The sequence below is a fragment of the Mesorhizobium jarvisii genome (assembly GCF_003601985.1).
GTDB lineage: Bacteria > Pseudomonadota > Alphaproteobacteria > Rhizobiales > Rhizobiaceae > Mesorhizobium > Mesorhizobium jarvisii.
The window spans coordinates 380,945-406,895 of sequence record NZ_QZXA01000003.1; the positions used below are offsets into that span (position 1 = coordinate 380,945).

The window sequence follows — 25,951 nt, forward strand, 5'->3', positions numbered from 1 at the left end:
TTTGTGTTTCGCAAGGCCTCTTCACAGCAATGCGAAGATAAAGCAGGCCATCGCCACGATGGCGGTGATGGTGCGGACGTGGTTCCACATCACCCATTGGCTCAGATGGTTGGCCCACACGGCGGCGCCATTGCTGCTGGCCGGGTCGACGGCGGCAAGCGCATCGTTGAGCGGCACGTTGAAGACCATGGTCACAATCGGGTTGCCGATCACGTAGAGCACCGCGCCGGCGAGCAGCCAGTACGAGCCGGACTGGCTCCAGCCCATGACAGCGGCCGCGATAAGCACCAGACAGAGCAGGCCGGTGCCGAACAGCGCCGTCATGAAGGTCGGCGTGATCACCGTGATGTTGATCGAATTCATCGCGGCGATGCCTTGCGGGACAGGCAGCCGGGCAAGTGCCGCCATGACGAAGTTGGAAAAGGCGAAGAAGACGCCGCCGACGACGCCCGAGCCGATTGCGGCGATGATGGTGAGGGCGGGAACAAGCTTGCTCATCTCAGTTACTCCAGATGCCTGTTGCGGCGGTTTCGGTTGCGTAGTCGGAAAAGTCTTTCGGTGCGCGGCCGAGCACGCGTTGGACGCCGTCGGTGAGCGACTCGTTGCGGCCGTCGAGGACCTGCGAGAACAGCTCATCGAGCAGCCAGACGATTTCGGATGGCAGTTCATGCGACGCGACAGCAGCGGTGAACTCATCATGCGAAATTCTGACAAAGCGGATGTCGCGTCGGGTCGCCTTGGCAATTTCGGCGACCGCATCTGCGAAGCTCAACAGCCGCGGCCCGGTCAACTCATAGAGCTGGCCGACATGACCGGGCTCGGTCAGCACCGCTTCGGCGGCGTCAGCGATGTCGTCGACATCGACAAAGGGTTCGCCGACAGGTCCGACCGGCAGGGCCACTTCGCCCGCCAGCAATGGCTCGATGAGAAAGCCTTCGCTGAAATTCTGCGAGAACCATGCGCAGCGCAGGATCGTCCAGTCGGCCCCGGAAGCCTTCAGCATCTCTTCGGCGCGCTGCGCCTCATGCTCGCCGCGGCCCGACAACAGCACCAGCCGGCGAACGCCATGCTCCATGGCAAGGCGGGTGAACGCATCGATCACTTCGGCGGCGCCCGGCACGGCGATGTCGGGATAGAAGCTGATGTAGACCGCGCTGACGCCTTCGAGTGCGGGAGCCCAGCTTGCGGGAGCCTCCCAGTCGAAGCGCGGCGTGCCGGAACGGGAGCCGATCCGTACCGGAATGCCGCGCGCCGTCAGCCGCTCTGCAAGACGGCGGCCGGTCTTGCCGGTGCCGCCGAGGATCAGGATTGGTTTGGTTTCGGTCATGGTGGTTTTCCTTTTCGCAGAACATGAGTAATCCTCATATTTGCAAAACGTGATAAACCCTCGTATTTTGCGAGTCAAGCCATTTCCCTCGGCGTTCGTGCCGAATGCGTTGTTGGAGACAGTCCATGGAAGGCAAGCCGGCCAACGAGCAGATCGCTTCGCCACGACGGGCGCCAAGCCAGCAGCGCAGCCGCGAGCGGGTGGAGCGCATGCTGGCGGCCGCCTCGGCGCTGATTACCGAGCAAGGCAGCGATGCCATGCGCATGGGCGAAGTCGCCGAACGGGCAGGGGTGTCGATCGGCTCGCTCTACCAGTTCTTTCCCGACAAGCGGGCGATCATCTGGGCGCTGGCAGAGCGCTACACCGCCGAGAGCCAGGCCTGCATCTCGGCCGCGCTCAAGGATGTCGGCGACGCCGAAGGCCTGCGGCGGGCTTTCTCGGAGTTGGTCGATATCTATTACGGGCTATTCCTGGCCGAACCGGTGATGCGCGACATCTGGTCGGGCACGCAGGCAGACCAGGCGCTGCGTCAGCTCGAACTCGCCGACAGCCGGGCCAATGCCGAATTCCTGGTGGCGGTGCTGAGGCGATTGCGTCCCGGCGCCGACCCTGTCTCGCTGGAGACCACGGCGTTCCTCGTCTGGCAAATGGGCGAGGCAGCGATGCGGCTGGCCATCTCGGTCGAGCGGCAGGAGGGCGACAGGCTGGTGGCAGCCTACAAGCGCATGGCGCTGCGGGAATTGTTGGACGGGTAGAATGCCTCCCCATCCTCCCCCTCGTGGGGGTTCGAAGGACGGGCGAAACCCGCGCCCCGCCCCCGGCAAGTCGGTGTGCGAAGGGGCGGCGTCAGACCCGCACCCAGACCCTCGGTCCCCCTCACTACAAGGGGGAGTTCGGGGGATGAGGGCCAGCTCGAGTCGCGTCACCTCATCGCAACAAAAAAACCCGCCACAAGAGGCGGGTTTTTGATCTGCGACAATGCCGAAGTGGGCTTAGAGGCCGAAACCTTCGAAACGCTTCTTGAACTTGGAGAGGCGGCCGCCGCGGTCGAGCAGGGTCTGCTGGCCGCCGGTCCAGGCCGGGTGGGTGGTCGGGTCGATATCGAGGTTCATCGTATCGCCTTCCTTGCCCCAGGTCGAACGGGTCGTGTATTCGGTGCCGTCGGTCATGACGACCTTGATGGTGTGGTAGTCGGGATGGATAGCGCTCTTCATGGTTCGGTTCCTGGCTTGTCGACGCGGCTGACGGGCATAAGCCTGCGTCGATGCGCCTCTTTTTAAAACTCGAAGCCGTAGCTATTGAGTAGCCACGGCTTCTAAAACGGTCGGCGAGCCTATACATCAGCCGAAATTGAATCACAAGGCCGCGTCAACCGCATATTGATGGCGCGCACGAAAAGGGCCAGAGGAAAACGGTCATGGCGGACATCAGTGGCGATGCGGACGAGCGTCGGCGCTCGCTCAAGCCGCTCAGGCGCCTGTTCCCCTATCTTGGCCGCTACCGGAAACTGGTGGTCGGCGCGGTGATCTCGCTGACGGTCGCGGCGGCGACGACGCTGGCCTTGCCGCTGGCGGTGCGGCGCATGATCGACCACGGCTTTTCGGCATCGGATTCCAGCTTCATCGCCGAATATTTCGGCATGCTGGTGGTGATGGCCGCGGTGCTGGCGGCGGCGTCGGCCTGCCGCTACTATTTCGTCATCACGCTCGGCGAACGTGTTGTTGCCGACATCCGCAACGACGTGTTCAGCCATGTGACGACCCTGTCGCCATCCTTCTTCGATACGTCGCAGTCGGGAGAGATCGTATCGCGGCTCGCGGCCGATACGACGCAGGTCAAATCGGCGGTCGGCGCCACCGCCTCGGTCGCGTTGCGCAACGTCATCCTCGGCCTCGGAGCCGTGGCGATGATGGTCTTCACCAGCCCGAAGCTGTCCGGCCTGGTCATTGCCGCCATCCCCGTCATCGTCTTGCCGCTGGTCGCCTTTGGGCGCTCGGTGCGTCGCAAATCGCGGCTGGCGCAAGACACGTTGGCCAATGCGACGGCCTATGCCAGCGAGCAGATCGGCGCGGTGCGTACACTGCAGGCCTTCACCAATGAAAGACTGGTCACCGGTCGCTTTTCGTCCGCCGTGGAGGCTGCCTTCGAGGCGGCGCGCGCCTCGATCTTTGCACGCTCGTTCCTCACTTTCTTCGCCATCTTCATGATCTTTTCCTCTGTCGTGGCGGTGCTGTGGTTCGGTTCGCGCGACGTGCTCGAAGGCACGCTGTCGCCGGGCACGCTTGGCCAGTTCCTGCTCTATTCGGTGTTCGCCGCCGGCGCGCTCGGCGCGCTGTCGGAAGTCTGGGGCGAACTTTCCCAGGCGGCGGGTGCAGCCGAGCGGCTGACCGAGATCCTGGCCGAAAAGCCGGCGATCCAGGCGCCGTCCGATCCGAAGCCGCTGCCGGCGGTCGCCAAGGGCGCGATCGTCTTCGACAACGTCTCCTTCTCCTATCCGGCGCGACCCGACCGTGCCGCCGTCCACGGCCTGGGTTTCCAGGTCATGCCCGGCGAGACGGTGGCCATTGTCGGCCCCTCGGGAGCCGGCAAGAGCACCGTGTTTTCGCTGATCCTGCGCTTCTACGATCCCGAAAGCGGCCGGATCCTGATCGATGGCGTCGACGTGCGCGAAGCCGATCCGGTTTCGGTGCGCGAGCGCATCGCCATCGTGCCGCAGGACGTCACCGTCTTCGCGGCGAGCGCGCGCGACAATATCGGCTTCGGCCGACCGGGTGCCAGCGAAGCCGAGATCGAGGCGGCGGCGAAGGACGCGCTGGCCGACGAATTCATCCTCAAGCTCGAGAACGGCTATGACAGCCAGGTCGGCGAGCGCGGCGTCACGCTGTCCGGCGGCCAGCGCCAGCGCGTGGCGATCGCCCGCGCCATCCTGCGCGACGCGCCGATCCTGCTGCTCGACGAGGCCACCTCGGCGCTGGATGCCGAAAGCGAGACGCTGGTGCAGACAGCGCTGGAACGGCTGATGCAAGGCCGCACCACCATCGTCATCGCCCACCGGCTGGCGACGGTGCTGAAGGCCGACAGGATCCTGGTCATGGATGGCGGCCGCATCGTCGAGGAAGGCACGCATCAGAGCCTGGTCGCCAGGGGCGGCATCTATGCCAGGCTGGCCAAGCTGCAGTTCGAGACCGGCGCCAGCGCCTTCAGGGGCGCGGCGGAGTAGACAGGCGCTTCTGTCCTGTCGGTTCCTTCGATCGCTTTACGCGGTTCCATACCGTTTGCGCAGGTGATCGACGAAATACACGGCGTTGAGCTTTTCGCCGGTGGCGCGTTCGAGCAGGTCCGGCGTCGACCAGCGCGAGCCCTGCGACCATATCTTCTTGCGGCGCCAGTCATTGATGGCGGTGAAATTGCCTTTCGCGAGATCGTCATCGGCTGAGGGATGTTCGCGCGTCAGCGCGGCCCATTGCTGCGCCGCCATCATCGCGCCCAGCGTATAGGACGGGAAGTAGCCGAAGGCGGCACCCGGCCAGTGCACGTCCTGCATCGGCCCGTCGGCCGGGTTGTCCAACGTGGAGAGGCCGAGATAGTCGCGCATCTTGGCGTCCCAGGCTTCGGGCAAATCGGCAACCTCGAGCCTGCCCGAGACCAGTTCCTGCTCCAGTTCGTAGCGCAGGATAACGTGCAGGGGATAGGTCACCTCGTCGGCGTCGACGCGGATCAGCCCGCGCTCGACGCGATGCACATGCGGCAGGAGATCGTCGAGCGACCAGGCCTCGCCGAGATGTTTGTCCACCACCGGCAGCGCCCAGCGCCAGAAGGCGGGGTTGCGGCCGATCTGCTTTTCGACGAACAGGCTCTGGCTCTCATGCACGGCCATGCCGCGCGCCTTACCGAGCGGCCAGTGCGACCACGCCTTCGGCAGGTTCTGTTCATAGAGCGCATGGCCGGTCTCGTGCAGCACGCCCATCAGTGCCGACAGGAAATCCGACGTCTTGTAACGGGTGGTGATGCGCACGTCGCTGGGCACGCCGCCGCAGAAGGGATGGTGCGACACCGACAGCGAGCCGTGCGTCAGGTCGAAGCCGACGGCTGCCATCATGGCAAGGCCAAGTTCGCGCTGCTTGTCGATCGCGTAGGTGCCTGAGAGCGGCTTCAGCGGATGCTTGCGCAGCCGCGCTTCCTGGATCGCCAGAGCCTCCGGGACGAAGCCTTTGAGGAAGGCTTTCAAATCGGCGAAGACGGGCGTGATGTCTGATGTACGGTTGCCGGGGTCGAATTGCTCCATTAGCGCATCGTAAGGGGCGAGGCCGAGCACGTCGGAGCGCAGGGCCGCCTCTTCGCGCACCAGCGCCACCACGCCTTCGAGCGCCGGCTGGAAGCCCGCCCAGTCGTTCTTGGCGCGCAGGTCGCGCCACAGCTGCTCGCAGCGCATGCGCGCCGTCGTCTGGCGTTCGACGAATTGGACCGGCAGGCAGGTCAGGTTGGTGTATTGCCGCCGCAGTTCGCCGAGCGCCGCACGCTGCTCGTCGTCGAGCGCCTCGCCTTCGGCGGCGGCGATCCAATCGGCGATTTCCGGGGCGGTCGCCCTGGTGTGGTACATGCCGGCGAGTGCCGCCATCGCCTCGGCGCGCTTCTCGCCGCCACCGACGGCCATATGCGTGGCTTCGTCGGCGCCGAGGATGGCCAGCGCATGCTCAAGCGCTTCGAGCTTGTGGCCGAGGTCATCGAGTTTCTGAAAGGACATAGCGGCTTCCGTGATTGAGACGGCGCGAAAAGACACCAACGCAAAAGCGTTGGCAACCCTAAGAGCGGTTCACCGTTCCATGGAAACGGCAAACCGCTCTAACTCTTTGTTTTGATGCAATTCCCAAGGGAAAGCGCTGCGCGCTTTTCCCGGGAAAACCGCCTCACACTTTTCCTGGAATTGCCCAGATGCCGTCCGGCGGATGCACCTTGCGCAAGCGATGCCAGACATGAAATGCTGCCGGCAACGCGTTAAGGGGGAGCAAATGATCGGCAACATCCTGGTCGGGCTGGTGGCCTTGATCCATGTCTACATCGTCTATCTCGAGATGGTGCTTTGGAACACGCCTCGCGGGCACAAGACATTTCGCCTGACGCCCGAATTCGCTAACGCATCGAAGGTGCTCGCGGCCAATCAGGGCCTCTATAACGGATTTCTCGCGGCCGGCCTGATCTGGGGGCTGTACCTCGGCGCCGCCGGTTTTCAGGTCAAGGTCTTCTTCCTGTTGTGCGTCGCCATTGCCGGCCTCTACGGCGCGGCAACGGTCGGCCGCAAGATCCTGTTCATCCAGACCGTGCCGGCGGTGGTCGCCCTGATCGCGATCTGGCTTGGTTGGTAGGCAAGCCGGGCTGGTGAGGAAAAAGGACGCCCGCGGGATTGGGGTCCCGAAGGCGCCAGATAGTCCCTTCCTCTTGGACCTTGCCGGATGGCTTCAGCCGTTCGGATAGGTTCCGCCGTCGGCGCCGTCACCCATCAGGAAACCGCTGCCGGTGTCGACCCGCAGCTGCTGGTCGACATTGTCGAGACGGCGCAGCAGGTCATGATACTGCGCGGCCGGAATCCTGCCGTGATCCGACGCGGCTATCTTCTCGGCCGCCTGGCTGATGCGGGCGGTACGCATCTCCAGGCGCTCCGCCACCGCCGGAGTGATGTTGTTGGCCTGCCTCGCGTCGACGATGCCGTGGCGGACACCCTGGACCTGTTCGATGAGAGCCTCGACGCGCGGGCCGGTCATGTCTGTCGGGTCCGTCGCGTCGAGAGCGCCCTTGTGATGGCCCGCGGCATAGGCGCCGGCGAGCGGAATGGCGATAAGGAATGCGGTCAGTGCTGCAGTTCTAAGCGTAGGGTTAAAAGAGCGCATCGTCGCGTCTCCTCCAGAAGAGGAAGGCAGCGGTTCTTTCGTCTACCTTCCAGCCGCGGGCCGTCGGGTTCCGTCGCGTCGCGATGGGAGGCATCGCCGGCGGTTCTCGGCCCTGGGCGGCAAGCTAGGAGCGCTCCGGCGCCAAGTGTAATTAAAAAAAGATAATCTTTTCAGGCCTTGCCGGCTCCCGTCTGCGCCCTAGAGTTGAGCCGGCGAACAAATTCGCGTGAGTTCGCGTGATGAGAAATCAACGTTCGGTGAGCTTCAGTTCAATGCGGCGGTTCTTGTTGCGCGCCTCGTCGGTGTCGGCGGGGTCGAGCGGCTGGAACTCACCGAAGCCGGCGGCGACCAGGCGGTTGGCCGGCACGCCGTTCTCAATCAGGAACTTGACCACCGAGGTCGACCGCGCCGTCGACAATTCCCAATTGTCGCGGTAGCGGCCGGTGCCGGAGAGCGGCTTGTTGTCGGTATGGCCGTCGACGCGCAGCACCCAGTTGATCTCGGGCGGGATTTCCTTCTGCAACTCGATGATGGCGTCGGCGAGCTTCTTCATCTCGACCTTGCCGGCATCGTTGATCACCTCGGAGCCGGTCGGAAACAACACTTCCGACTGGAACACGAAGCGGTCGCCGACGATGCGGATGTTTTCGCGATCGGCGAGGATCTCGCGCAGGCGTCCGAAGAAGTCGGAGCGGTAGCGGTTCAATTCCTGCACGCGCTGCGCCAGGGCGACGTTCAGCCGGCGGCCGAGATCGGCGATCTTGGTGTTGGAATCGCGGTCGCGGGCTTCGGACACATTGAGGGCGTCTTCAAGCGCGCCGATCTGCTTGCGCAGCGCGGCGATCTGCTGGTTGAGGATCTCGACCTGGCTCAGCGCCTGCTGGCTGATCTGGCGCTGGCTGTCGAGTTCACCCGAAAGCGCCGCGGCGCGCTGGTTGGCCTGGTCGCCGGCGCCCGCGCCTTGCGCCAGCAACTGTTCGAGCCGGCTCTTCTCCGCCTCGGCCGCCGACAGCGACGCCTGCAGATTGGCCAGCGAATCGTCCTTGTCCTGGGCGGTCGAGCGCTCCAGCGCCAGCAACTGGGTCAGTTCGTTGATTTGCGAGTTGAGACGGGCGAGCACCGTATCCTTGCCGGAAATCTCGCGGCCGAGCAGGAACTGCGCCAGCACGAAGACGGTGAGCAGGAACATAATGGCCAAAAGCAGCGTCGACAGCGCATCGACAAAGCCCGGCCAATAGTCGATGCGGCGATCGGTACGCCGGCCCCTGGCAAGCGCCATGTCAGTGCACCCCGGGCTTCTTCAGGGCGTCGGCAATCTTTTCCAGCGTGTTGCGCATCGCCTTCTGCTCATCGGACTGGGCCTCGACCCAGTCACGCATGATCTGCTGCTCGGAGCGCATGTTCTTGACCAGGCCGGAAATGCCGTCGGCGAGATTGGCCATCGCGGTGGCGACACGCGGATTGGAGCCGCCGCCATTCTCCTGCATGCTGCGCAGCCGCTCCGACAGCAGACGGATTTCGTCGGACGGTTCGCTCTTGGCCGGATCGGAGACGACGATGTCGGAGGAGAGATCGGTGACCGAGGACAGCCAGTTCTCTAGCTCGGTGTAGAAGCGCGTCTGGGCGCGGCCCGCCTGCAGGTCGAGGAAGCCGAGCACGAGCGAGCCGGAGAGGCCGAACAGCGAGGACGAGAAGGCGGTGCCCATGCCGGCCAGCGGCGCCGAGAGGCCCTGCTTCAAGGAATCGAGCACCGCCGCGGCGTCACCCGTGCCGGGATCGAGCGATTCGATGGTCTCGCGGATCGAGCCGATCGTGTTCAACAGGCCCCAGAAGGTGCCGAGCAAGCCGAGGAACACCAGGAGGCCGACCAGGTAGCGCGAGGTGTCGCGGCTTTCGTCGAGGCGCGTGGCGATGGAATCGAGCATGGTGCGCATCGAGGAGGTCGAGAACGCCATGGTCGAGGAGCGGCCGATCATGGCTTTCATCGGCGCCAAAAGCACCGGCTCGGTGGTCTCCGAGCCGGCGCGGAAGGAGTTGAGCCAGCGCACCTCGCGAAACAGCCGGCCAACCTGGGCGAAGGCAAGCAGGATGCCGACCGCGAGCACGCCGATGATCAGGCCGTTGAGCCCGGGATTGGTGACGAAGGCCGTCGAGATCTGGCGGGTCAGGATGGCGGCAATGAAGGCGACGATGGCCAGGAAGATGACCATGGTCAGCAGGAACACCTGCGGACTCGACAGTTTATGTGGATCGTAGATCAGTACGTCGGAGCGCCTGCCCATGCCGAAGGATCTGAGAAAAGCCATCCGTGCCCCGTTTTCGCTGCCGCTGCCGCCGATCACGTCGTTCGCGACTCTAAACGGAATTGTGACCAAATTGAATGGCGCTTGGCAATATTGCCGCAGGCGGATCAGAAACGGTTTATCACCAGGCAGTCGACCATGGCCGCCAGATGCAGGCCCGCGCCAGTGACGACGAAGCCGTGCCACAGGGCGTTGTGGAAGCGCAGACCCTTCCAGGCGAAGAAGATGACGCCGCAGGAATAGACGACGCCACCGGCGACGATGAGCACGATCGACGTCGTCGGCAGCGTCTCGACGAGCGGCTTGACCAGGACGATGCCGCTCCAGCCGATGGCGAGATAGAAGACGATCGCCAGCCGGTCGAAACGGCCGGGAAAGCACACCTTGATGGCGATGCCCGTCGCCGCCGCGATCCAGACCAGCACGATCATCCAGCGGGCCAGCGGCGAAGCGTCGAGCTGAGCCAGAAAAGGCGTGTAGGTGGCGGCGATGAGAAGATAGATCGCGGCGTGATCGAAGCGCCGCAGAACCCATTTGGCCGGTGACGTCACCGGCCACAGATTGTAGGCCAGCGACACCGAGAGCACGGTCAGCAGCGAAACGACATAGAAGGCGGCGGCAATGTACTCGCCCGGTCCGACGCGAAACGCCGCCAGCGCCAGCAACGCCGAGCCGGCCGCGATCGCCAGCACGATGCCGACCGCATGGACAATGCCGTCGGCGATCATCTCCGCGCGGGAGTAGTGCCAGCGCCCGACAAAGGGGATTTCGAGTTGCGGCGGGATATTGGTCATCGATCGTCCTGCGTCACCCTATATCTGGGCAACCGCCGGACAGTATTTCAAGCTTAGGTGGCGGTTTTGCGACCGCGGCCCTTCAGCGCGGCGGGAGGGCTTTAGCGGGATGCCAGGGGCTTTTTCACCGTCTTCAGCAGCGCACGCTGGATGACCTCGTTGCCGGCAACGACGGAGCCGTTGTCCAGCATGTCCTGCCCGCCATCCATGTCCGAGACGAAGCCGCCGGCTTCGCGAATCAGGAGCATGCCGGCGGCAATGTCCCAGGCCGACAGGCCGGTTTCCCAGAAACCGTCCATGCGGCCGGCAGCGACATAAGCGAGATCGAGCGCGGCGGAACCGAGACGGCGCACGCCCGAGACCTCGGCCATGACGTTGCGCAATTCCACGAGGAAATTGCCGTGGTGGCCGCGTCCCAGATGCGGCATGCCGCAGCCGATCACCGTGTCGACCAGCTTGATGCGGCCGGCCACGCGCAGCCGGCGGTCGTTCATGAAGGCGCCGCCACCGCGCTCGGTCGTGTAGAGCTCGTCCATGGCCGGATTGTAGATGACGCCGGCGACGATCTGGCCCTGGCGCTCCAGCGCGATCGAGACGGCGAACAGCGGAATGCCGTGCAAGAAATTGGTGGTGCCGTCGAGCGGATCGACGATCCAGCGGTGCTGGCTGTCTTCGCCTTCCACCGCGCCACGCTCTTCCATCAGGAAACCGTAGCCCGGACGCGCCTTCGACAATTCGGCAAAGATGATGTCCTCGGCCTTGCGGTCGGCCTGGCTGACATAGTCGCCGGGTCCCTTCAGCGAGACCTGCAGGTTCTGGACCTCGCCGAAGTCGCGCGACAGCGAGCGGCCGGCCTTCATTGCGGCCTGGACCATGACGTTAAGAAGGGCTGAGCGTGCCATCGTATGTCTTCCTGCTGCAGCGCGTCAGTCGGCGCGGCGCACGTAAGTGATTTCGTTGGTGTCGACGATGATGCGTTCGCCGGCGCCGATGAAGGGCGGCACCAGCACGCGGATGCCGTTCTCCAGCACCGCCGGCTTGTAGGAGGATGCCGCCGTCTGGCCCTTCACCACCGGGTCGGCCTCGGTAATGGTGAGGGTGACATAGTCGGGCAGCGAAATGCCGATCGGCCTCTCCTCATAGAGCTGGACCGTCACCATCATGCCGTCCTGCAGGAAGGCGGCGCGGTCGCCGACGAAATCCTTGTTCAGTTCGAGCTGTTCGTAGCTCTGGGTGTCCATGAACACCAGCGCGTCGTCCTGTTCGTAGAGGAAGGAAAAATCCTTCAGGTCGAGGCGGATCTGTTCGACCGTCTCGGCCGAGCGGAAGCGCTCGTTGAGCTTGGTGCCGTTGATCAGATTCTTCAGTTCGACCTGGTTGTAGGCGCCGCCCTTGCCGGGCTTGACGGTGTTGGTCCTGACCGCCACCCACAGGCCGCCATCATGCTCGATGACGTAGCCGGGACGGATTTCGTTGCCATTGATCTTGGCCATGATGATGGGATCCGGAATGAGATTTTCGCTGGGACAAGCGATTTAGGGGCTCCCAAGACCACAAATCGTCCGGAGAGGCAAGGGAGCGGGCAGCAATGGACCCGGCGCCGGGCGATCGCACCTGCCGCCATCAGGGCAGGCGGTTTGCCTTCTGCAGGGCCTGCTTGGTCTGGTCGTCGCTCAGGCCCTGCAGGAAATCGTCCATGTCGGGATCGATGAGACCGGCGCGGCGGGCGACGACGTACCAGGCGCCGGCGAGCACCAGGTCCGGGTCTGTACCGATGCCTTGCATGTAGAGTTTTGCCAGCCGGTTCTGCGCCGCGACGTTGCCGCCCTCGGCTGCCTGCTTCGTCCAGCCGAAAGCCGATTTCAGGTCGCGGGCGCCGCCGCGGCCCTCGATCATCCAGGCGGCGAGATCGATCTGCGCGGTGTCGTAGTTCTGCCGCGCGGCCTGCGCGAGAAAGCGTCTCGCCTGCGCGTCGTCGCGCGGCTTGCCGCCGACGCCGTTGGCATAGATCTGGGACATGGCGTATTGCGCGTCGGCGAGGCCGGTCGCGGCGGCGCGCTCATAATAGGAAACCGCCTTGGTCAGGCCCGCGTCGCCGGGATCCTGCTGGACCAGCATCTGCGCGAAATTGAACTGCGCCAGCTGGTTGCCGGCTTCGGCGGCGGCCTGCATCAGGGCGTAGGCCTCTTTCGGATCCTTCTTGACGTAACGGCCGTCGAGCAGCATCAGCGCATACTGGAACTGCGCCTCAGGCACACCCTGTTCGGCGGCAAGCGCATACCATTTCGAGGCTTCCGCCGCATTCAGCGGCACGCCTAGCCCGCGCGACAGGATCTCGGCCACCAATGTCTGCGCCGCCGGGTCGCCGTTCTGGGCGCGAGTCAGCGCCAGATTATAGGCCGTTTTGTAGAGCCCGCGCTGGAAAGCGCCATAGGCTGCGTCCGCCGGCTTGGCGCCGAAGCGGTCGGGATTGATGCTGTCGACCGAGGGCAGCGGTGCCGGCTCCGCCGTGGTGGCGGGCTGCGGCAGCTGCTTTTCGATCGGCTTGTCGGTGTGCACGCCGGTTTCAGGCTTGGGCTGCGGCTGGGGTACGGTTTCGGCGGCGGCGGCCTGGATCATGACCGCTGCAAGCAAGGCCTGAAGGGGAAACCTTACCGGAGCCACATCAGTCCTCGAAGCGCGGCGCGGTTTCGTCGAGCAATGCGTTGGCACGGGCCACGGCGGTTTTCGGATCGACGCCCTCGGCGAACACCGCGCTCGACAGCGCGACGAACTCGGCGCCGGTGGCGGCCACGTCCTCGACGGAAGCCAGATCGGATCCGGCCATGACGATGCAGGGGATCTGGATCATCTGCGCCCACCACTCGCCCAGCGACAGGTTGCGCGGATGCGGCTCCGGCTTGTTGTCGTAGCCGAAGCGGCCGAAGAAGATGTAGTCGGGCCTGACCTCACCAAGCTCGAGCGCGTCGTCGCGCTTCTTGGCACCGCCGGCGCCGACCATCATCTTCGCCTGGAAATGTTCGATCGTTTCGGCGAGTTCGGCCTTGGATGTCTCGACATGGATGCCGTCGGCCTGGACACGGCCGGCGATGCGGGTATCGCCGGCGATGATCACGGCCACGCCCGCGGCCTGCGCCGTCGGCACAATCTGTTCGGCAAAGGCCTGGAAGGAAGCCTCGTCCATGCCGTTTTCGGGCAGGATCAGCGAGGCGACGTCGCCGCCGTCGAATGCGGTGGCGATGCGGGCGGCCGGCACGCCGGGCGGCGCGATCAGCACGATGCGGCAACGATTTGGGGGTGTGGCGTCGTTCATGGTTCTTCGATCCCGGATTTCGCCTATGCCGGGCGAAGATGGTTGCATTGCGGCATAGAGCAAACTGCCCGCTTTGAACAGGCGGGCAGTCGGGATCGCGTTTCCTGACCGCGGGGCGGCAGGCGTGCCTGCCCTACTTGACCGGCTCAGGGCTCGCGGTGACCGGTTTCGATTTCCACAAGGACCAGCCGAGGTTCATGCCGGCGGCAGCCACCAGAATGGCGGCGGCGCCGGCGACCTGGCTGAGATGCAGCCGATGGCCGAAAGCCACGACATCGACCAGGATGGCGACCACCGGATAGATGAAGGACAGCGATCCCTGCAGATGCGTCGGCAGCTTCTGGATGGCGCCGTACATCAATATGTACATCAGGCCGGTGTGGACGATGCCGAGCGTCGCCAGCATCGCCCAGCTCCACGGGTCGGCGGGAAGACGCGAGAGATGGGCGAAGGGCGCCAGCATGACGACGCCGACGCAGACCTGTATCAGCGCGATCAGGTGCGGCGGCGTGCCCTTGAGCTTCTTGGTGACGATGGCCGCGACGGCCCAGAAGAAGGCCGCGGCCAGCGCCATGACGATGCCGGCAAAATAGTTGGTGCCGACATCGCCGGCATCAGGCGTGGCCTCGACGATGAGCACCATGCCGGCAAAGGCTATTGCCAGCCATGTCAGCTTGGTCAGCGTCAGCCGTTCGGCGAAGAAGAGTGCACCGAAGCCGACCAGCATGAAGGGCTGGGTGTTGTAGACGGCGGTGGCAATCGAGATCGACGCGCGGGAGAAGGCGCTGAACAGGAGCAGCCAGTTGATGACGATGGCCGCGCCGCCAAGCGCGGCGAGGCCGATGACGCGCGGCGGCAGCCTGCCGCGCAACAATCCCAGGCAAGCGCAGATGATCAGCAGCGTCACCGCGCCGAACGCGCAGCGCCAGAACACCACATCCATGATCGGCTGGCCGGACATGACGACGAACCATCCGATCGTCCCGAGGATGGCCATTGCGGCCGACATTTCGACCGTGCCACGTACCGTATCGTTCATGATAACCTCTGAGCCCATTTTGAGGCGGCATAATCTCATGCGGGTTGGGCGCTTTCCATCTGATTGGAAAGGCTGTATGGAGGCATGACCTAATTATATTAGGTTCCTGCCACGAATTTGTGAGAAATCTGAAATGCTTGACGATCTCGACCGAAATCTCCTCGAAATCCTGGTCAGGGATGCGCGGACCTCGCTGAAGGAGCTGGCCGCCCAGGTCGGGCTGTCGTCGCCAAGTGTTTCGGAGCGGCTGCGGCGGCTCGAGGAGCGCGGCGTCATCCGGGCGTTCACCGTCGAAATCGATCCGCTGGCGCTCGGCTATACGCTGCAGGCGATCGTGCGTATCCGGCCTTTGCCGGGCAAGCTGCACATCGTCCAGAAGCTGATCGAGGAGATCGCCGAGTTCGGCGAATGCGACAAGGTGACGGGTGACGACTGTTTCGTCGCCCGGCTGTTCGTGCGCTCGATCGGCGACCTCGACGGCATTCTCGACCGCATCGCCGACAAGGCCGAGACCAGCACCGCCATCATCAAGGCGCAGCCGATCCGGCGGCGGCCGCCGCCGCTCGGGGCGCGGTCGGCCCCGTCGTCTTGACTCCACATGGCTGTGGTGGACAGGCGCGACCAGTCCACTAAATGTCAGCCCGCCGGATGATTGGCTGAGAGACGAGGTAGACATGGCGCAGAATATCTACGACCAGCCGGATTTCTTCCCGGGCTACAGCCAGCTTGGCCGGTCGATCGACGGCCTGGAAGGCGCCGCCGAATGGCCGGCGCTGTGCGCCATGCTGCCTCAAGTGGGCGGCTTGCGGATCGTCGACCTCGGCTGCGGTTTCGGCTGGTTCTGCCGCTGGGCGCACGAGCATGGGGCGAGCCATGTCCTGGGGCTGGACCTGTCGGAGAAGATGCTGGCCCGGGCGAGGGCCGCCGGCCCGGACACCGGCATCACCTATGAACGGGCCGACCTCGACAAGCTCGACCTGCCGCAAGACAGCTTCGGTCTCGCCTACAGCTCGCTTGCGCTGCATTATGTCAAGGATGTCGCGCGGCTGTTCGGGACGGTGCATCAGGCGCTGTCGGCCGGCGGCCATTTCGTCTTCTCGACGGAGCATCCGATCTACATGGCTCCGACCAGGCCGGGCTGGGCGGTCGATGCCGAAGGCCGAAGGACATGGCCTGTCGACCGCTATCTGGTGGAGGGCCCGCGCAAGACCGACTGGCTGGCCAAGGGCGTGGTGAAACATCATCGCACCATCGGCACGACGCTGAACGCGCTGATCCGGACCGGTTTCGCGATCGAGCATGTCGAGGAGTTCTGTCCGACAGACGCGCAGATCATGGCCAAGCCGGAACTCGCGGAAGAGCTGGAACGGCCGATGTTCCTGCTGGTCTCGGCCCGGCGATAAGGCACGAGCCGGACATTGGCAGGTGTTCGGCAACCGGCCCGCATTTACAGTCGCCCAAAGCGCAATTCTCGGCTATTCAGGCGATGACGCCTTCCCTCCAGACCAGTCCCTCCCCATGTCAGGCCTGCTTCTCGATCCGTGGTTCTACGCGGCTGCCATTCCGGCGGTCATTCTGGTCGGCCTGTCCAAGGGCGGGTTTGGCGGCGCTGTCGGTTTCGTCGGCGTGCCGCTGATGGCGCTGACCATGCCGCCGGTGCAGGCGGCCGCCATCCTGCTGCCAATCCTGTGCCTGATGGACATCGTCTCGGTTTGGACGTGGTGGGGCGTCTATGACCGCAAGATGCTGGTCGACATGATGCCGGGCGCCGTCATCGGCATCGGCATTGGCTGGTTGACGGCGGCCTTGGTCACCGAGGAAGCGGTGCGGCTGATCGTCGGTGCCGTCGCCATCATCTTCGTGCTGCGCTGGCTCTATCTGCAGTTCCGCCATGGCGCCGACCACGCCGCCGAACCCAACCGCGTGGCTGCCGCGATCTGGGGGACGGTCGCCGGCTTCACCAGCTTCGTCGCCCATGTCGGCGGCCCGCCCTTCCAGGTCTATGCGCTGCCGATCCGGCTCGACCCCAAGGTCCTGTCGGGCACGGCCGCGATCTTCTTTGCCGCGACCAATGCGCTGAAGCTCATACCCTATTTCGCGCTCGGCCAGTTCGACACCGCCAACCTGACGGCGTCGGCCGTGCTGATGCCGCTGGCGCCGCTTTCGACTATCGCCGGCGCGTGGCTGGTGCGGCGCATGCGGCCGGAGATTTTTTATCCCTTCACCTACGCGACCGTGGCGGTCGTGGCACTGAAGCTTTTGTGGGACGGCCTCGCCGGCCTGATGTAGACAGGCGAGGCGGCTGTTCGGCCGCTCTCACCGTCAGGGAGATCAGGCGGCGCTTTCCACCAGCCGGCGGCTTCCGCCGAAGGCCAGCGTGGCGCCGACCACCAGGACCAGTACCATGCCGGCGAGGATGCCGATGTCATGCGTGGTCGGCTTGAGCACCATGTCGGCGACGATCACCAGCATCACCGCATAGTCGAAGCGAGCCGCGCTCATCATGCGCTGGCCAATGGCAAGCACGGAAGGTGTCACGCCCTCCTTGGCGATCATCGCGCCCATGCGCTCGCCGGTCGGCTTGAAGATGAGCATGCCGATCGAGAAGGTCGTGGCGTAGCCTGCCAGGCCGATGATGATCCACAGGTCGGAGAAGCCGACCCAGAAGCCGCACATGATGAGGCCGAAGAGCAAGGTCAGCATCGACATCGGTGCGAAGAAAAGGCCACCCAACTGACCGCTGGCGCGCATCGCCTGCAACTTGTCCTCGATGTTGCCGGCGCGCTCGGCAAGCACGCCGAGGAGGAACAATACGAAGCCGCCGCCGACCCACAAAATGGCTGAGACGACGTGAAGGAATTTGACGATTGAATACCAGTCCATTGTTTGCTCCTGGGACATTTCTTGTTGTTCGCAGCCGGGCGGATATGCACCAGCCGTCAGAGGAGCGGGCGTTTAGCGTAATGCCTGTTTCGGCACGATGTCGCGGAAAAACAGCTTTTGTTTCGGCGGTTTTCGATCAGCGCTGATTCTCGACAACCACCGATGCGCGGCTTCATTTTCTGCTATTGTCGGATGCGTCAGGGGGAGCGCGACATCGTCTGGAAACAGTACCGATGCTAGTGCGCCGAGGCCGGGAGCCCGGTGGCGACAGCAGACGCCGGACGATCAACCCATTCCCGCAACGGGAAGAGGCAATGAGGGGGAACATTATGCAAGGGGTAGCACGCAATTTCTTCACGCTGGCCATCATCTATGCGCTGTGCGGCATGGCGCTCGGCATCCATATGGCGATCAGCGAAGACCATGGCCAGATGCCGACTCACGCTCACATTATGGTGGCAGGCTGGCTGATGTCGGCGGTCTTTGCCTTCTTCTACCATTTGTTTCCTACGGTCGGGCTAAAGACGATCGCCGTCGTACACTTCTGGCTGACCGCGATCAGCGGAATTGGGCTCATGATCGGCCTCTTCATTCTGCTTGCCGGCACGCCCGCAATAGAACCGCTGCTGGGGATAGCCTCGATCGGCTTCTATGCCGGCATGCTGCTGTTTGCCTTCATCGCTTTGCCGGTGGTCTGGAAGAAAGCCTGAGCCTGAAGCGAGCTTCGGGTCTGTGCTGTTACGGCACAGGAATGGGGCGTTCGGTCAAAAAACATCGGTGCCGTTAAAGGTTCATTAAGCTTTACAGGCGTTTACTATGCGCATCCAGTGATCTGGATTCTTACCGAGTGGTTGGAGCCACTTTGTTTGACGCCTCCCTGTTAAACTCCTGAGAGCCGCCTTATCCGCGGCTCTTTTTTTGTCCGCATTCCGGTGGCACGCCGGGTGTCGGTCCGCTGTTAACCTTCTGTTAAACATGTGCTTGCCTTCACCCCCGGCGAAGCGCATTTTCAAGCTTCAGTCAGATAGGGTGCCGGGTGTATCGGCAGTGAACCGAATCGGCCGGTTGCAAGTGCAGGGGCGTATCAATGAACGAGCCTTCGAAGGGCAGTGCGAAAACCGTCAAACTGGCGGAGCGCCGGGTTTTTTCGCATTCCTTCAAACCGCTCTACCAGGAAGGCATGGGGCTGGTCGAACAGGCGGCCGAGTATCTCGACGGCAAGGGCCGTGCCGAGGCCAAGAAGCTGTCGCGCCTGGCGGCCACGCTCTACGCGGCCGAATCGATGCGGCTGACGACCAGGCTGATGCAGGTTGCCTCCTGGTTGCTTTTGCAGCGCGCGGCCAATTCCGGCGAGATGACCCGCGACCAGGTCGCTTCGGAAAAGTCCAAGGTGCGCCTCGATACCGCTTCCGCGCATGACGAAGCCGCCGGCTGGGCCGAACTGCCCGAGGAGTTCCTCGACCTGGTCAACCGCTCGCTTCGCCTGCAGGCATTGGTGCGCCGCATGGACGACGAGATCTACGGCGCCGGCGCGGTAGCCGACATGCAGCCCATTGGCCGCCGGCCCAATCCGGTTTCCGACCAGATCAGCCTGCTCAACACGGCGTTCGCCCGCAACTGAGCGGCTTCGGAATATTTCCAGCTCGACAGGCCTCCGTTTCCGGTTTGTTCACATTTCGCTGGCATCGCTGTCCCCCGGAGGTAAAGTGACCGGATGGGGGACGCGATTCGCATCATCGGCATCGATCCGGGGCTCAGACGCACCGGCTGGGGCATCGTCGAGAGCCTCGGCAATTCCTTGCGCTTCGTCGCGTCCGGCACCGTGCGCTCCGAGGACAAGGCGGCGCTGGCGACGCGGCTCTGCCAATTGCATGACGGGCTCGCCGAAGTCCTGCATGCGGCAATGCCGCATGAGGCGGCCGTCGAACAGACTTTCGTCAACAAGGATGCCGTGGCGACGCTGAAGCTCGGCCAGGCGCGCGGCATCGCCATGCTAGTGCCGGCGCGTGCCGGCCTTGTCGTCGCCGAATACGCGCCCAATGCGGTGAAGAAGGCGGTCATCGGCGTCGGCCATGGCGACAAGAAGCAGATCCACATGATGGTGAAGGTGCTGCTGCCGAAAGCGACCTTCGATACCGAACACGCCGCCGACGCGCTGGCCATCGCGATTTGCCACGCGCATCACCGCCAGAGCGCCGCCTACCGGATGGCGCTTGCCGGCTAGCGATGTTCTTGACTTGTTCACGTTGAGCGGATAAGTAATACCTTGGAGGTATTACCATGCGCGTCACCACCAAGGGGCAAGTGACAATCCCCAAGCCGATAAGGGACCATCTGGGCATCGGTCCGGGTTCCGAGGTTGAGTTCGTGGCCACCGACGGGGGCGTTCAGCTGGTTGCCGTCAACGAGAACCTCTCCGAGGAGGAGAAATTGCGCAGGCTCCAAGATGTCCTCGACCGGATGGAGGGGACGTTGGACCTGGGGGGCATGACCACCGACCAATACATGGAGTGGTTGAGGGGGCCGCGTGAAGATCTCGACGTTGATTGACACAAATGTCCTGATCGACGTTTGGGGACCAGCCGGGCCGATGAAAGAATGGTCGGCATCGGCGATCGCCTTCTGCCGCCGCGACGGTGCGTTGGTCGTCAATTCGATCATCTGGTCCGAGTTAGCACCGCTGATCGCGACAGAGGCCGCACTTCGAAAAGCCGTCGCCATGCTGGAGATGGATCGCGAACTTGTGCCCTGGGACGCGGCATTCCTTGCCGGCGCCACGCATTCCCGCTATCGCCGGGCCGGTGGCATCAGGGAAAGGACCTTGCCTGATTTCTTTATCGGCGCTCATGCAACCGTTGCCGGGCATCGTCTTTTGACCCGCGACGCCGCGCGTTATCGCAGTTACTTTCCCGACCTCGACATCATTTCTCCGGAAACCCACCCATGAGGGCCCATCTTCCATGAAAGACCCGGCATGATAGGCAAGCTCAAGGGCACGCTGGACGAGATCGACGAGGATCATTGCCTCGTCGACATCCACGGCGTCGGCTATGTCGCCTATTGCTCGGCGCGCACGCTGGCAGCGCTGCCTTCGCCCGGCGAAGCGGTGGTGCTGTTCATCGAGACCTATGTGCGCGAGGATATGCTGCGCCTCTATGGTTTCCAGTCGCAGCTTGAGCGGGAGTGGTTTCGGTTGCTGATGAACAATGTGCCGGGTGTCGGCGCCAAGGTGGCGCTGGCCATCCTGTCGACGCTGGCGCCGGCCGACCTCGCCAATGCGATCGCGCTGCGCGACATCGCCATGGTTTCCCGCGCGCCTGGCGTCGGCAAGAAGGTGGCCGAGCGCATCGTCACCGAATTGAAGAACAAGGCGCCCGCCTATGCGGGCGCCGCCTCCGGCACCATCGGCCTGAAGCAGGAACTCGGTGAAGGTGTCGCCCCGGCCCCGATCACCGACGCGGTCTCGGCACTGGTCAATCTCGGCTATTCGCGCGACACCGCCGCCAATGCGGTCGCCGCGGCACTGAAGACGGCAGGCGAGGACGCGGATGCCTCGAAGCTGATCCGCTTCGGGCTGAAGGAACTGGCGCGGTGAGGGCTCGCTTGTCCCTCCTCTTGCCATATGCAAGGAAGACAGTATGAGCCTGTCGCCCCGTCTCATTGCGCCGGAAAAACGCGGCGAGGATGCCGATCAGACCTTGCGGCCGCAGACGCTCGCCGACTTTGTCGGCCAGGCGGCGGTGCGGGCCAATCTCAAAGTCTTCATCGAGGCCGCCAAGGGCCGCAACGAGGCGCTCGACCATGTGCTGTTCGTCGGACCGCCGGGGCTGGGCAAGACGACGCTGGCGCAGATCATGGCGCGTGAACTCGGCGTCAATTTCCGCTCGACCTCCGGACCGGTCATCGCCAAGGCCGGCGATCTCGCGGCACTGCTGACCAATCTCGAAGAAGGCGACGTGCTGTTCATCGACGAGATCCATCGGCTGAACCCGGCGGTGGAGGAAATCCTCTATCCGGCAATGGAGGATTTCCAACTCGACCTGATCATCGGGGAGGGGCCGGCGGCGCGTTCGGTCAAGATCGACCTCGCCCGTTTCACGCTCGTAGCCGCCACCACGCGGCTTGGCCTGCTCACCAATCCGCTGCGCGACCGGTTCGGCATTCCGGTGCGGCTCAACTTCTATACGGTCGAGGAATTGGAGCAGATCGTGCGGCGCGGCGCGCGCATCCTGCAAATGCCGCTCGGCGACGACGGCGCGCTGGAAATCGCGCGGCGCGCGCGCGGCACACCGCGCATCGCGGGGCGGCTGTTGCGCCGCGTGCGCGACTTCGCCTCGGTCGCCGGCGACGGCCATGTCGATCGCCTGATCGCCGACGAGGCATTGACCCGGCTGGAGGTCGACGCGCTCGGGCTCGATGCGCTCGACCGCCGCTATCTCTCGATGATCGCCCGCAATTTCGGTGGCGGTCCGGTCGGCATCGAGACGATCGCCGCTGGGCTGTCCGAGCCGCGCGACGCCATCGAGGACATCATCGAGCCCTATCTGATCCAGCAGGGTTTCATCCAGCGCACGCCGCGCGGCCGCATGCTGACGGCCAATGCCTGGCGCCATCTCGGCCTCGATGCGCCGAAGGATTTGGCGCAGCAGCAGATCAACCTGTTCCAGGAAGAATAGCCCCCAACCGTTCAGGCGCGGGTTCCCAGACCATCGATCAAGGATATGTGACCCGTCTTGCGCAAAATCTGCGCGTCTTCGCCGATTTGCCGGCGTAATCGTGGATTTTATCGGACGCGTGCGGGCAACCGCTGCGATCGAGGGGCCGGGAGCCAGTCCATGATCACCAGACGCGGGTTCCTGCGCTTCATCGGCGGGTCGTTCCTGACGGCTGCCGCGCTCGGCGCCTATGCGGTCGGCATCGAGCCGATGCTCTTGACCCATGTGAAGCGCTACGCGCTGACGCCGCCGCACTGGCCTGATGGCCTGAAGCTGCGGGTTGTGGCGCTCGCCGATATCCATGCCTGCCGACCCTGGATGACGCAGGAACGGATTGCTTCGCTCGCCGAAGACGCCAATGCACTGCAGCCGGACCTCATCGTGCTGCTGGGCGACTATATTGCCGGCATGCCGCTGGTGACGGGGCCGGTGACGCCATCGCAATGGGCGTCCGCGCTGTCGGGCCTCAAGGCGCCGCTCGGCGTGCTGTCGATCCTCGGCAATCACGATTGGTGGAACGATGGTTTCGCGCAGCGCGCCGGAGCCGGCCCGACCATTGCGCGCAAGGCGCTGGAAAAGGTCGGCATCCCGGTGCTGGAGAACGATGTCGTTCGCCTGGAGAAGGATGGCCATAGTGTCTGGATCGCCGGCCTGGCCGATCAGCTGGCGTTGCTGCCGGCCAGGAAGGGCGACGGGTTCAGGGGGCTCGACGATCTCGACGGCACGCTGGCCAAGGTTGGCGACACCGCGCCGATCATCCTGCTCGCCCACGAGCCTGATATTTTTCCGACCGTCCCGTCGCGGGTTTCGCTGACCCTGTCGGGCCACACCCATGGCGGGCAGGTGCGATTGTTCGGCTATTCGCCTGTCGTGCCGTCGCGTTTCGGCAACCGCTACGCCTATGGCCACGTCGTCGAGAACGACCGCAATTTGATCGTCTCAGGTGGGCTCGGCTTCAGCATCATGCCGGTGCGCTTCGGCGTGCGGCCGGAGATCCTGCAGATCGACCTCGGCTGATCTGAACAACGGCTCTCAGTGAAGCGAGCGGATCACGTCCATCACATCCGGCTCGACCTTGTCACTATTGAAGGCATCGACGATGCCGAAGGCGCCGCCATAACTCCACACCGACCATGAGAAACCATGCGCCTCGGCCCTGGCGATCATGTCCTTGACGTAAGCGGCGCGGTACGGCGCCGGCATCACATAGGCGTTGCCGTATTCCTGGCGGATCATGCCGAACTCGCCCAGCGTGATGTTTTCGGGCTTGATGCCGTTGGCCTTCGCCCATGCCTCGACCCTTTTGAACGGCGCGTCCATCAGGCCGAGCAGCTTGTCGGGGCTGTCCATGCGGGCGACCTGTTCGTCGAGATAGGCAAGCAGCCCGCTCTGCCGCGTCCACGGCGCCTCGGCCTTGATCCGGGCGCGGATGGTGTCGAGCGCCACGTCGAGCTGCGCATTCGGCACGGCATCAAGCGGATAGGGCAGGCCGGTCACATAGGGGATAAAGTCGCCGGCCCAGGTCGCGCCCTGGTGGGTGAGCAGGAACGGATCGTAGGAGTGGAAGGTCCAGATGACATTGTCGTCGGGGATCGCCTTGGGATCGATCTTCTCCAGGGACGAGGCGGCGGAATAGCAGGCTCCGGTCAGCACCAGCGTCAGTTTCCCAGCCGACGATCGTGCCGCGGCGAACAATTCGCGCTGGCGGTCCGGCCACAGGCTGGTGCCGTCGCTGTCGCAGTCGACGATCGGTTCGTTCATAAGCTCGAAGGCGACTTGGCCCGGATCTTCGCCGGCCAGGGTGCGGGCCATCTTGCGCACCATGTCGACGTAGCGGTCAAAGGTCCGCGGATCATCCATCACCTGCGCCATGCCGATCTTGCGGCGGCCGCCGGCCGGGATCAGGTGCATGTCGACGATCACCTTCAGGCCGCACGGTTGATCATGCGCACCGAGTCCAGCACGCTGGCATAGAGGTCATGGCGCAGCGCCGTTGTCTGGTCGGACAGGAAAGGCGACGGGTCTACCGGCATACGCAGGAAATCGAAGCCTGCTTCCTTGAGCGCTCTGAGATCGTCATCTCCAAGGAATTTGCGCCATTCCGGATAGGGCAGTATGGTCCTGGCGTCGCCCCATTGATCCTCGCCGGGCCAGGTGACCCACTGGTCGAGATTGAGGCCGCGCTTCATCGTGAAAGTCGCTGCCTGGCCAGGCAGCACCAAGGCCATGAGCACCAGCAGCGCCGCCATCAAACTCTTGATCATCGCCGTCAACGGTGCCATCCGATGCTTTGTCGCGCGGAGAACAGGTGCCTCGTCGGGACTTAAAAAGGAAGCGCAATGGACGATCATGGTGAATCGGCGACGCTGCTGGCCGGGCTTTCCGGCGCGCTGACGGCGTTCGGCCACCGGCTGATGGCGCGGGTCTATTATGCCGACACCGATTTCTCCGGCGTCGTCTACCATGCGCGCTATCTCGAATTCCTCGAGCGCGGCCGCTCCGACTATCTCAGGCTCACCGGCGTGCATCACACGGAGCTCGCCGACGGCAAGCATGGCGAGAAGATCGTCTGGGTGGTGCGGCGCATGGAGATCGATTTCCGCAGCCCCGCCCGCATCGACGACATCCTGACCGTTGACACCCGCACCGACACCATTTCCGGCGCGCGCATCTTCATGGCGCAGCAGCTCAAGCGCGGCGACGAGGTGCTGGTCGAAGCCAAGGTCGAGGCGGCGATCATCGGCGAGAATGGACGACCGCGGCGCTTTCCCAAGGAATGGGTCGCGGCGTTCATGCCCAAGTTTCGTGTTTCGCCTGATTAAACGGTTGGCCCGACAACGGAGCTTGTGTGCCTCCTGAAAATGGTATGACAGTGTCATACATTGTGCTATAAGGTAGGACAGGGAAGACATTCGCCATGAGAACCAGCAAACCAATAAGCGTGACGCTCGGCCGCCAGCAAAGCAGCCTGGACGCCCGCTTGGCGTCGGGAGCTTATGATTCCGCGAGCGAAGTCATGCGTGCCGCGCTTCGCGCCCTTGACCGCGAGGAGCAGGTCATCACCGCCATCATGCGAGCCAAGGTGCAGGAAGCTCTTGACGATCCTCGCCCGGATATCCCGGCCGAGGACGTGTTCAAGGCATTGCGCGAGCATCATGCAGACCGCCTGAAGGTCGCCAAGCGTGACGCATAGGGTCGTTTTCAGACCTTCGGCGCAGTCCGACCTCTTTGCCATTTACAATTACATCGAAAAGGAAAGCGGTGCCGCGCGCGCCGGTGGCTATATCGACCGCATCGAGGCCGCGTGCATGGCGCTATCAACGTTCCCGGAACGCGGCTCCGTTCGCGATGCCATCGGATCCGGAATCCGGGTTGTCGGCTTTGAACGGCGTGCGTCCATCCTGTTCCGGGTCGACGGGCAGCAAGTGCTGATCCCGCGCGTCCTCTATGGCGGGCAGGACTACCCCACCGACCACGTGGATGAGACCGACTCCCAGGGAGTGGAAGCGCATCGGTCTCGCCACCAGGCGCGGCAATGCGCCGCGCCTTATTCACTAACCCATCCTTAACCATAACGGTTCATGAAGAGATTGGTGAAGATTGGCGCTATCCAGCGCCTTCCTTTCACCAATATTTGCCCTGAAAAGGCCGCTAACGGCACGGTTTGGGGCGTCCGGTAGCTTCGTGCGAAC

At 64.0% G+C, this 25,951-nt stretch carries 31 protein-coding genes and 1 pseudogene; 17 read left to right on the plus strand and 15 right to left on the minus strand.

The features are described 5' to 3' along the window. Window positions 1-21: 21 nt before the first annotated feature. Both D3242_RS09430 and D3242_RS09435 read right to left on the minus strand, forming a co-directional pair. Window positions 22-498 carry an anthrone oxygenase family protein gene (locus D3242_RS09430; protein ID WP_019861771.1) on the minus strand — a complete coding sequence of 159 codons (477 nt, stop codon included), beginning with the start codon at window positions 496-498 and terminating at the stop codon, window positions 22-24. A gap of 1 nt (window position 499) precedes the next feature. Beyond that, window positions 500-1,327, minus strand: a complete 828-nt coding sequence (locus tag D3242_RS09435; protein ID WP_064981247.1) for an NAD(P)H-binding protein — start codon at window positions 1,325-1,327, stop codon at window positions 500-502. Between the two features lie 125 nt (window positions 1,328-1,452). Here D3242_RS09435 and D3242_RS09440 point away from each other — a divergent pair, with 125 nt between their 5' ends. Then, window positions 1,453-2,082, plus strand: a complete 630-nt coding sequence (locus tag D3242_RS09440; RefSeq protein WP_019861769.1) for a TetR/AcrR family transcriptional regulator — start codon at window positions 1,453-1,455, stop codon at window positions 2,080-2,082. Window positions 2,083-2,319: 237 nt separating this feature from the next. Here the strand turns inward: D3242_RS09440 and rpmE are convergent, their stop codons facing one another. Further along, window positions 2,320-2,541 (minus strand): 50S ribosomal protein L31, encoded by a 222-nt coding sequence (rpmE, locus tag D3242_RS09445; RefSeq protein ID WP_010912060.1) that lies wholly within the window; start codon window positions 2,539-2,541, stop codon window positions 2,320-2,322. Window positions 2,542-2,744: 203 nt separating this feature from the next. On the opposite strand from rpmE, the gene D3242_RS09450 reads away from it, so the two are divergent. Next, the gene (locus D3242_RS09450) at window positions 2,745-4,547 is read left to right on the plus strand and encodes an ABC transporter transmembrane domain-containing protein (RefSeq protein WP_064981245.1); all 1,803 of its coding nucleotides are present in this window, start codon (window positions 2,745-2,747) and stop codon (window positions 4,545-4,547) included. A gap of 36 nt (window positions 4,548-4,583) precedes the next feature. On the opposite strand, the gene D3242_RS09455 is transcribed toward D3242_RS09450, so the two are convergent. Beyond that, window positions 4,584-6,071, minus strand: a complete 1,488-nt coding sequence (locus tag D3242_RS09455) for a carboxypeptidase M32 (RefSeq protein ID WP_064981243.1) — start codon at window positions 6,069-6,071, stop codon at window positions 4,584-4,586. 265 nt (window positions 6,072-6,336) lie between these two features. On the opposite strand from D3242_RS09455, the gene D3242_RS09460 reads away from it, so the two are divergent. Continuing rightward, on the plus strand, window positions 6,337-6,690 hold the full coding sequence (locus D3242_RS09460; RefSeq protein WP_064981242.1) for a DUF1304 domain-containing protein: 354 nt from the start codon (window positions 6,337-6,339) through the stop codon (window positions 6,688-6,690). 93 nt (window positions 6,691-6,783) lie between these two features. On the opposite strand, the gene D3242_RS09465 is transcribed toward D3242_RS09460, so the two are convergent. The 9 genes from D3242_RS09465 to D3242_RS09505 all read right to left on the minus strand — a co-directional run bounded on the left by D3242_RS09465 (window position 6,784) and on the right by D3242_RS09505 (window position 14,661). After that, window positions 6,784-7,212 (minus strand): hypothetical protein, encoded by a 429-nt coding sequence (locus D3242_RS09465; RefSeq protein WP_064981240.1) that lies wholly within the window; start codon window positions 7,210-7,212, stop codon window positions 6,784-6,786. A 247-nt stretch (window positions 7,213-7,459) separates the two neighbouring features. Beyond that, window positions 7,460-8,491 (minus strand): peptidoglycan -binding protein, encoded by a 1,032-nt coding sequence (locus D3242_RS09470; protein ID WP_019861763.1) that lies wholly within the window; start codon window positions 8,489-8,491, stop codon window positions 7,460-7,462. Window position 8,492: 1 nt separating this feature from the next. After that, window positions 8,493-9,518 (minus strand): MotA/TolQ/ExbB proton channel family protein, encoded by a 1,026-nt coding sequence (locus tag D3242_RS09475; RefSeq protein ID WP_027047497.1) that lies wholly within the window; start codon window positions 9,516-9,518, stop codon window positions 8,493-8,495. Between the two features lie 104 nt (window positions 9,519-9,622). Further along, entirely contained in the window at window positions 9,623-10,309 is a 687-nt protein-coding gene (gene trhA, locus D3242_RS09480; RefSeq protein WP_038650286.1) for a PAQR family membrane homeostasis protein TrhA, read from the minus strand. A gap of 101 nt (window positions 10,310-10,410) precedes the next feature. Next, on the minus strand, window positions 10,411-11,211 hold the full coding sequence (locus D3242_RS09485) for an inositol monophosphatase family protein (RefSeq protein WP_019861759.1): 801 nt from the start codon (window positions 11,209-11,211) through the stop codon (window positions 10,411-10,413). A gap of 24 nt (window positions 11,212-11,235) precedes the next feature. Further along, window positions 11,236-11,802, minus strand: a complete 567-nt coding sequence (efp, locus tag D3242_RS09490; protein WP_019861758.1) for an elongation factor P — start codon at window positions 11,800-11,802, stop codon at window positions 11,236-11,238. Window positions 11,803-11,932: 130 nt separating this feature from the next. Next, window positions 11,933-12,928: a tetratricopeptide repeat protein gene (locus D3242_RS09495; protein ID WP_080643835.1), complete on the minus strand. Its 996-nt coding sequence runs from the start codon at window positions 12,926-12,928 to the stop codon at window positions 11,933-11,935. Between the two features lie 46 nt (window positions 12,929-12,974). After that, window positions 12,975-13,622: a thiamine phosphate synthase gene (locus tag D3242_RS09500; protein ID WP_027047496.1), complete on the minus strand. Its 648-nt coding sequence runs from the start codon at window positions 13,620-13,622 to the stop codon at window positions 12,975-12,977. 133 nt (window positions 13,623-13,755) lie between these two features. Then, window positions 13,756-14,661 carry a DMT family transporter gene (locus D3242_RS09505; RefSeq protein ID WP_064981238.1) on the minus strand — a complete coding sequence of 302 codons (906 nt, stop codon included), beginning with the start codon at window positions 14,659-14,661 and terminating at the stop codon, window positions 13,756-13,758. A gap of 133 nt (window positions 14,662-14,794) precedes the next feature. On the opposite strand from D3242_RS09505, the gene D3242_RS09510 reads away from it, so the two are divergent. From D3242_RS09510 to D3242_RS09520, 3 genes are all read left to right on the plus strand, one after another. Continuing rightward, complete coding sequence (locus tag D3242_RS09510; protein ID WP_064981237.1) at window positions 14,795-15,253, plus strand: Lrp/AsnC family transcriptional regulator; 459 nt, start codon at window positions 14,795-14,797, stop codon at window positions 15,251-15,253. Window positions 15,254-15,335: 82 nt separating this feature from the next. After that, the gene (locus D3242_RS09515) at window positions 15,336-16,064 is read left to right on the plus strand and encodes a class I SAM-dependent methyltransferase (protein WP_064981235.1); all 729 of its coding nucleotides are present in this window, start codon (window positions 15,336-15,338) and stop codon (window positions 16,062-16,064) included. A 115-nt stretch (window positions 16,065-16,179) separates the two neighbouring features. Further along, complete coding sequence (locus tag D3242_RS09520) at window positions 16,180-16,950, plus strand: sulfite exporter TauE/SafE family protein (RefSeq protein ID WP_064981233.1); 771 nt, start codon at window positions 16,180-16,182, stop codon at window positions 16,948-16,950. Window positions 16,951-16,992: 42 nt separating this feature from the next. On the opposite strand, the gene D3242_RS09525 is transcribed toward D3242_RS09520, so the two are convergent. After that, a complete protein-coding gene (locus D3242_RS09525) occupies window positions 16,993-17,544 on the minus strand; it encodes a DUF2269 family protein (RefSeq protein WP_038650278.1) in 552 nt (183 codons plus the stop codon). 329 nt (window positions 17,545-17,873) lie between these two features. On the opposite strand from D3242_RS09525, the gene D3242_RS09530 reads away from it, so the two are divergent. The 8 genes from D3242_RS09530 to D3242_RS09565 all read left to right on the plus strand — a co-directional run bounded on the left by D3242_RS09530 (window position 17,874) and on the right by D3242_RS09565 (window position 23,276). Continuing rightward, complete coding sequence (locus D3242_RS09530; protein WP_019861748.1) at window positions 17,874-18,254, plus strand: hypothetical protein; 381 nt, start codon at window positions 17,874-17,876, stop codon at window positions 18,252-18,254. Window positions 18,255-18,631: 377 nt separating this feature from the next. Beyond that, complete coding sequence (rcdA, locus tag D3242_RS09535; RefSeq protein ID WP_019861747.1) at window positions 18,632-19,165, plus strand: protease adaptor protein RcdA; 534 nt, start codon at window positions 18,632-18,634, stop codon at window positions 19,163-19,165. 93 nt (window positions 19,166-19,258) lie between these two features. Next, a complete protein-coding gene (ruvC, locus tag D3242_RS09540) occupies window positions 19,259-19,768 on the plus strand; it encodes a crossover junction endodeoxyribonuclease RuvC (RefSeq protein WP_010912038.1) in 510 nt (169 codons plus the stop codon). Between the two features lie 56 nt (window positions 19,769-19,824). Continuing rightward, the gene (locus D3242_RS09545; protein ID WP_019861745.1) at window positions 19,825-20,094 is read left to right on the plus strand and encodes an AbrB/MazE/SpoVT family DNA-binding domain-containing protein; all 270 of its coding nucleotides are present in this window, start codon (window positions 19,825-19,827) and stop codon (window positions 20,092-20,094) included. Continuing rightward, window positions 20,072-20,491: a type II toxin-antitoxin system VapC family toxin gene (locus D3242_RS09550; protein ID WP_064981231.1), complete on the plus strand. Its 420-nt coding sequence runs from the start codon at window positions 20,072-20,074 to the stop codon at window positions 20,489-20,491. Before D3242_RS09545 ends, D3242_RS09550 begins: the two co-directional genes overlap by 23 nt. A gap of 27 nt (window positions 20,492-20,518) precedes the next feature. Then, window positions 20,519-21,139, plus strand: a complete 621-nt coding sequence (gene ruvA / locus D3242_RS09555) for a Holliday junction branch migration protein RuvA (protein ID WP_038650268.1) — start codon at window positions 20,519-20,521, stop codon at window positions 21,137-21,139. 43 nt (window positions 21,140-21,182) lie between these two features. Beyond that, a complete protein-coding gene (gene ruvB / locus D3242_RS09560) occupies window positions 21,183-22,220 on the plus strand; it encodes a Holliday junction branch migration DNA helicase RuvB (protein ID WP_010912034.1) in 1,038 nt (345 codons plus the stop codon). Window positions 22,221-22,379: 159 nt separating this feature from the next. Next, window positions 22,380-23,276 carry a metallophosphoesterase gene (locus D3242_RS09565; protein WP_064981229.1) on the plus strand — a complete coding sequence of 299 codons (897 nt, stop codon included), beginning with the start codon at window positions 22,380-22,382 and terminating at the stop codon, window positions 23,274-23,276. A gap of 15 nt (window positions 23,277-23,291) precedes the next feature. Here the strand turns inward: D3242_RS09565 and D3242_RS09570 are convergent. Continuing rightward, window positions 23,292-24,541 (minus strand): annotated as a pseudogene (locus tag D3242_RS09570) (glycoside hydrolase family 5 protein). A gap of 57 nt (window positions 24,542-24,598) precedes the next feature. Between D3242_RS09570 and ybgC the strand changes: the two are divergent. From ybgC to D3242_RS09585, 3 genes are all read left to right on the plus strand, one after another. Then, window positions 24,599-25,081: a tol-pal system-associated acyl-CoA thioesterase gene (gene ybgC / locus D3242_RS09575; protein WP_019861740.1), complete on the plus strand. Its 483-nt coding sequence runs from the start codon at window positions 24,599-24,601 to the stop codon at window positions 25,079-25,081. 95 nt (window positions 25,082-25,176) lie between these two features. Next, window positions 25,177-25,452 carry a type II toxin-antitoxin system ParD family antitoxin gene (locus D3242_RS09580; RefSeq protein WP_019861739.1) on the plus strand — a complete coding sequence of 92 codons (276 nt, stop codon included), beginning with the start codon at window positions 25,177-25,179 and terminating at the stop codon, window positions 25,450-25,452. Continuing rightward, window positions 25,442-25,828, plus strand: coding sequence for a type II toxin-antitoxin system RelE/ParE family toxin (locus tag D3242_RS09585; RefSeq protein ID WP_223217846.1), 387 nt, complete (start codon window positions 25,442-25,444; stop codon window positions 25,826-25,828). Before D3242_RS09580 ends, D3242_RS09585 begins: the two co-directional genes overlap by 11 nt. Window positions 25,829-25,951 lie beyond the last annotated feature (123 nt).

What these genes read in the sequence shown, in the direction of transcription:
- D3242_RS09510 (WP_064981237.1), top strand. Translation starts at nt 14,795, where the DNA reads ATGCTTGACGATCTCGACCGAAATCTCCTCGAAATCCTGGTCAGGGAT.
- D3242_RS09515 (WP_064981235.1), top strand. Translation starts at nt 15,336, where the DNA reads ATGGCGCAGAATATCTACGACCAGCCGGATTTCTTCCCGGGCTACAGC.
- D3242_RS09455 (WP_064981243.1), bottom strand. Translation starts at nt 6,071, where the DNA reads ATGTCCTTTCAGAAACTCGATGACCTCGGCCACAAGCTCGAAGCGCTT.
- rcdA (WP_019861747.1), top strand. Translation starts at nt 18,632, where the DNA reads ATGAACGAGCCTTCGAAGGGCAGTGCGAAAACCGTCAAACTGGCGGAG.
- D3242_RS09430 (WP_019861771.1), bottom strand. Translation starts at nt 498, where the DNA reads ATGAGCAAGCTTGTTCCCGCCCTCACCATCATCGCCGCAATCGGCTCG.
- D3242_RS09500 (WP_027047496.1), bottom strand. Translation starts at nt 13,622, where the DNA reads ATGAACGACGCCACACCCCCAAATCGTTGCCGCATCGTGCTGATCGCG.
- trhA (WP_038650286.1), bottom strand. Translation starts at nt 10,309, where the DNA reads ATGACCAATATCCCGCCGCAACTCGAAATCCCCTTTGTCGGGCGCTGG.
- D3242_RS09565 (WP_064981229.1), top strand. Translation starts at nt 22,380, where the DNA reads ATGATCACCAGACGCGGGTTCCTGCGCTTCATCGGCGGGTCGTTCCTG.
- rpmE (WP_010912060.1), bottom strand. Translation starts at nt 2,541, where the DNA reads ATGAAGAGCGCTATCCATCCCGACTACCACACCATCAAGGTCGTCATG.
- D3242_RS09475 (WP_027047497.1), bottom strand. Translation starts at nt 9,518, where the DNA reads ATGGCTTTTCTCAGATCCTTCGGCATGGGCAGGCGCTCCGACGTACTG.
- ybgC (WP_019861740.1), top strand. Translation starts at nt 24,599, where the DNA reads ATGGACGATCATGGTGAATCGGCGACGCTGCTGGCCGGGCTTTCCGGC.
- D3242_RS09495 (WP_080643835.1), bottom strand. Translation starts at nt 12,928, where the DNA reads ATGATCCAGGCCGCCGCCGCCGAAACCGTACCCCAGCCGCAGCCCAAG.
- D3242_RS09465 (WP_064981240.1), bottom strand. Translation starts at nt 7,212, where the DNA reads ATGCGCTCTTTTAACCCTACGCTTAGAACTGCAGCACTGACCGCATTC.
- D3242_RS09450 (WP_064981245.1), top strand. Translation starts at nt 2,745, where the DNA reads ATGGCGGACATCAGTGGCGATGCGGACGAGCGTCGGCGCTCGCTCAAG.
- D3242_RS09520 (WP_064981233.1), top strand. Translation starts at nt 16,180, where the DNA reads ATGTCAGGCCTGCTTCTCGATCCGTGGTTCTACGCGGCTGCCATTCCG.
- D3242_RS09460 (WP_064981242.1), top strand. Translation starts at nt 6,337, where the DNA reads ATGATCGGCAACATCCTGGTCGGGCTGGTGGCCTTGATCCATGTCTAC.
- D3242_RS09505 (WP_064981238.1), bottom strand. Translation starts at nt 14,661, where the DNA reads ATGAACGATACGGTACGTGGCACGGTCGAAATGTCGGCCGCAATGGCC.
- D3242_RS09435 (WP_064981247.1), bottom strand. Translation starts at nt 1,327, where the DNA reads ATGACCGAAACCAAACCAATCCTGATCCTCGGCGGCACCGGCAAGACC.
- D3242_RS09525 (WP_038650278.1), bottom strand. Translation starts at nt 17,544, where the DNA reads ATGGACTGGTATTCAATCGTCAAATTCCTTCACGTCGTCTCAGCCATT.
- D3242_RS09440 (WP_019861769.1), top strand. Translation starts at nt 1,453, where the DNA reads ATGGAAGGCAAGCCGGCCAACGAGCAGATCGCTTCGCCACGACGGGCG.
- efp (WP_019861758.1), bottom strand. Translation starts at nt 11,802, where the DNA reads ATGGCCAAGATCAATGGCAACGAAATCCGTCCCGGCTACGTCATCGAG.
- D3242_RS09485 (WP_019861759.1), bottom strand. Translation starts at nt 11,211, where the DNA reads ATGGCACGCTCAGCCCTTCTTAACGTCATGGTCCAGGCCGCAATGAAG.
- ruvB (WP_010912034.1), top strand. Translation starts at nt 21,183, where the DNA reads ATGAGCCTGTCGCCCCGTCTCATTGCGCCGGAAAAACGCGGCGAGGAT.
- ruvA (WP_038650268.1), top strand. Translation starts at nt 20,519, where the DNA reads ATGATAGGCAAGCTCAAGGGCACGCTGGACGAGATCGACGAGGATCAT.
- D3242_RS09580 (WP_019861739.1), top strand. Translation starts at nt 25,177, where the DNA reads ATGAGAACCAGCAAACCAATAAGCGTGACGCTCGGCCGCCAGCAAAGC.
- D3242_RS09470 (WP_019861763.1), bottom strand. Translation starts at nt 8,491, where the DNA reads ATGGCGCTTGCCAGGGGCCGGCGTACCGATCGCCGCATCGACTATTGG.
- D3242_RS09545 (WP_019861745.1), top strand. Translation starts at nt 19,825, where the DNA reads ATGCGCGTCACCACCAAGGGGCAAGTGACAATCCCCAAGCCGATAAGG.
- D3242_RS09530 (WP_019861748.1), top strand. Translation starts at nt 17,874, where the DNA reads ATGCAAGGGGTAGCACGCAATTTCTTCACGCTGGCCATCATCTATGCG.
- ruvC (WP_010912038.1), top strand. Translation starts at nt 19,259, where the DNA reads ATGGGGGACGCGATTCGCATCATCGGCATCGATCCGGGGCTCAGACGC.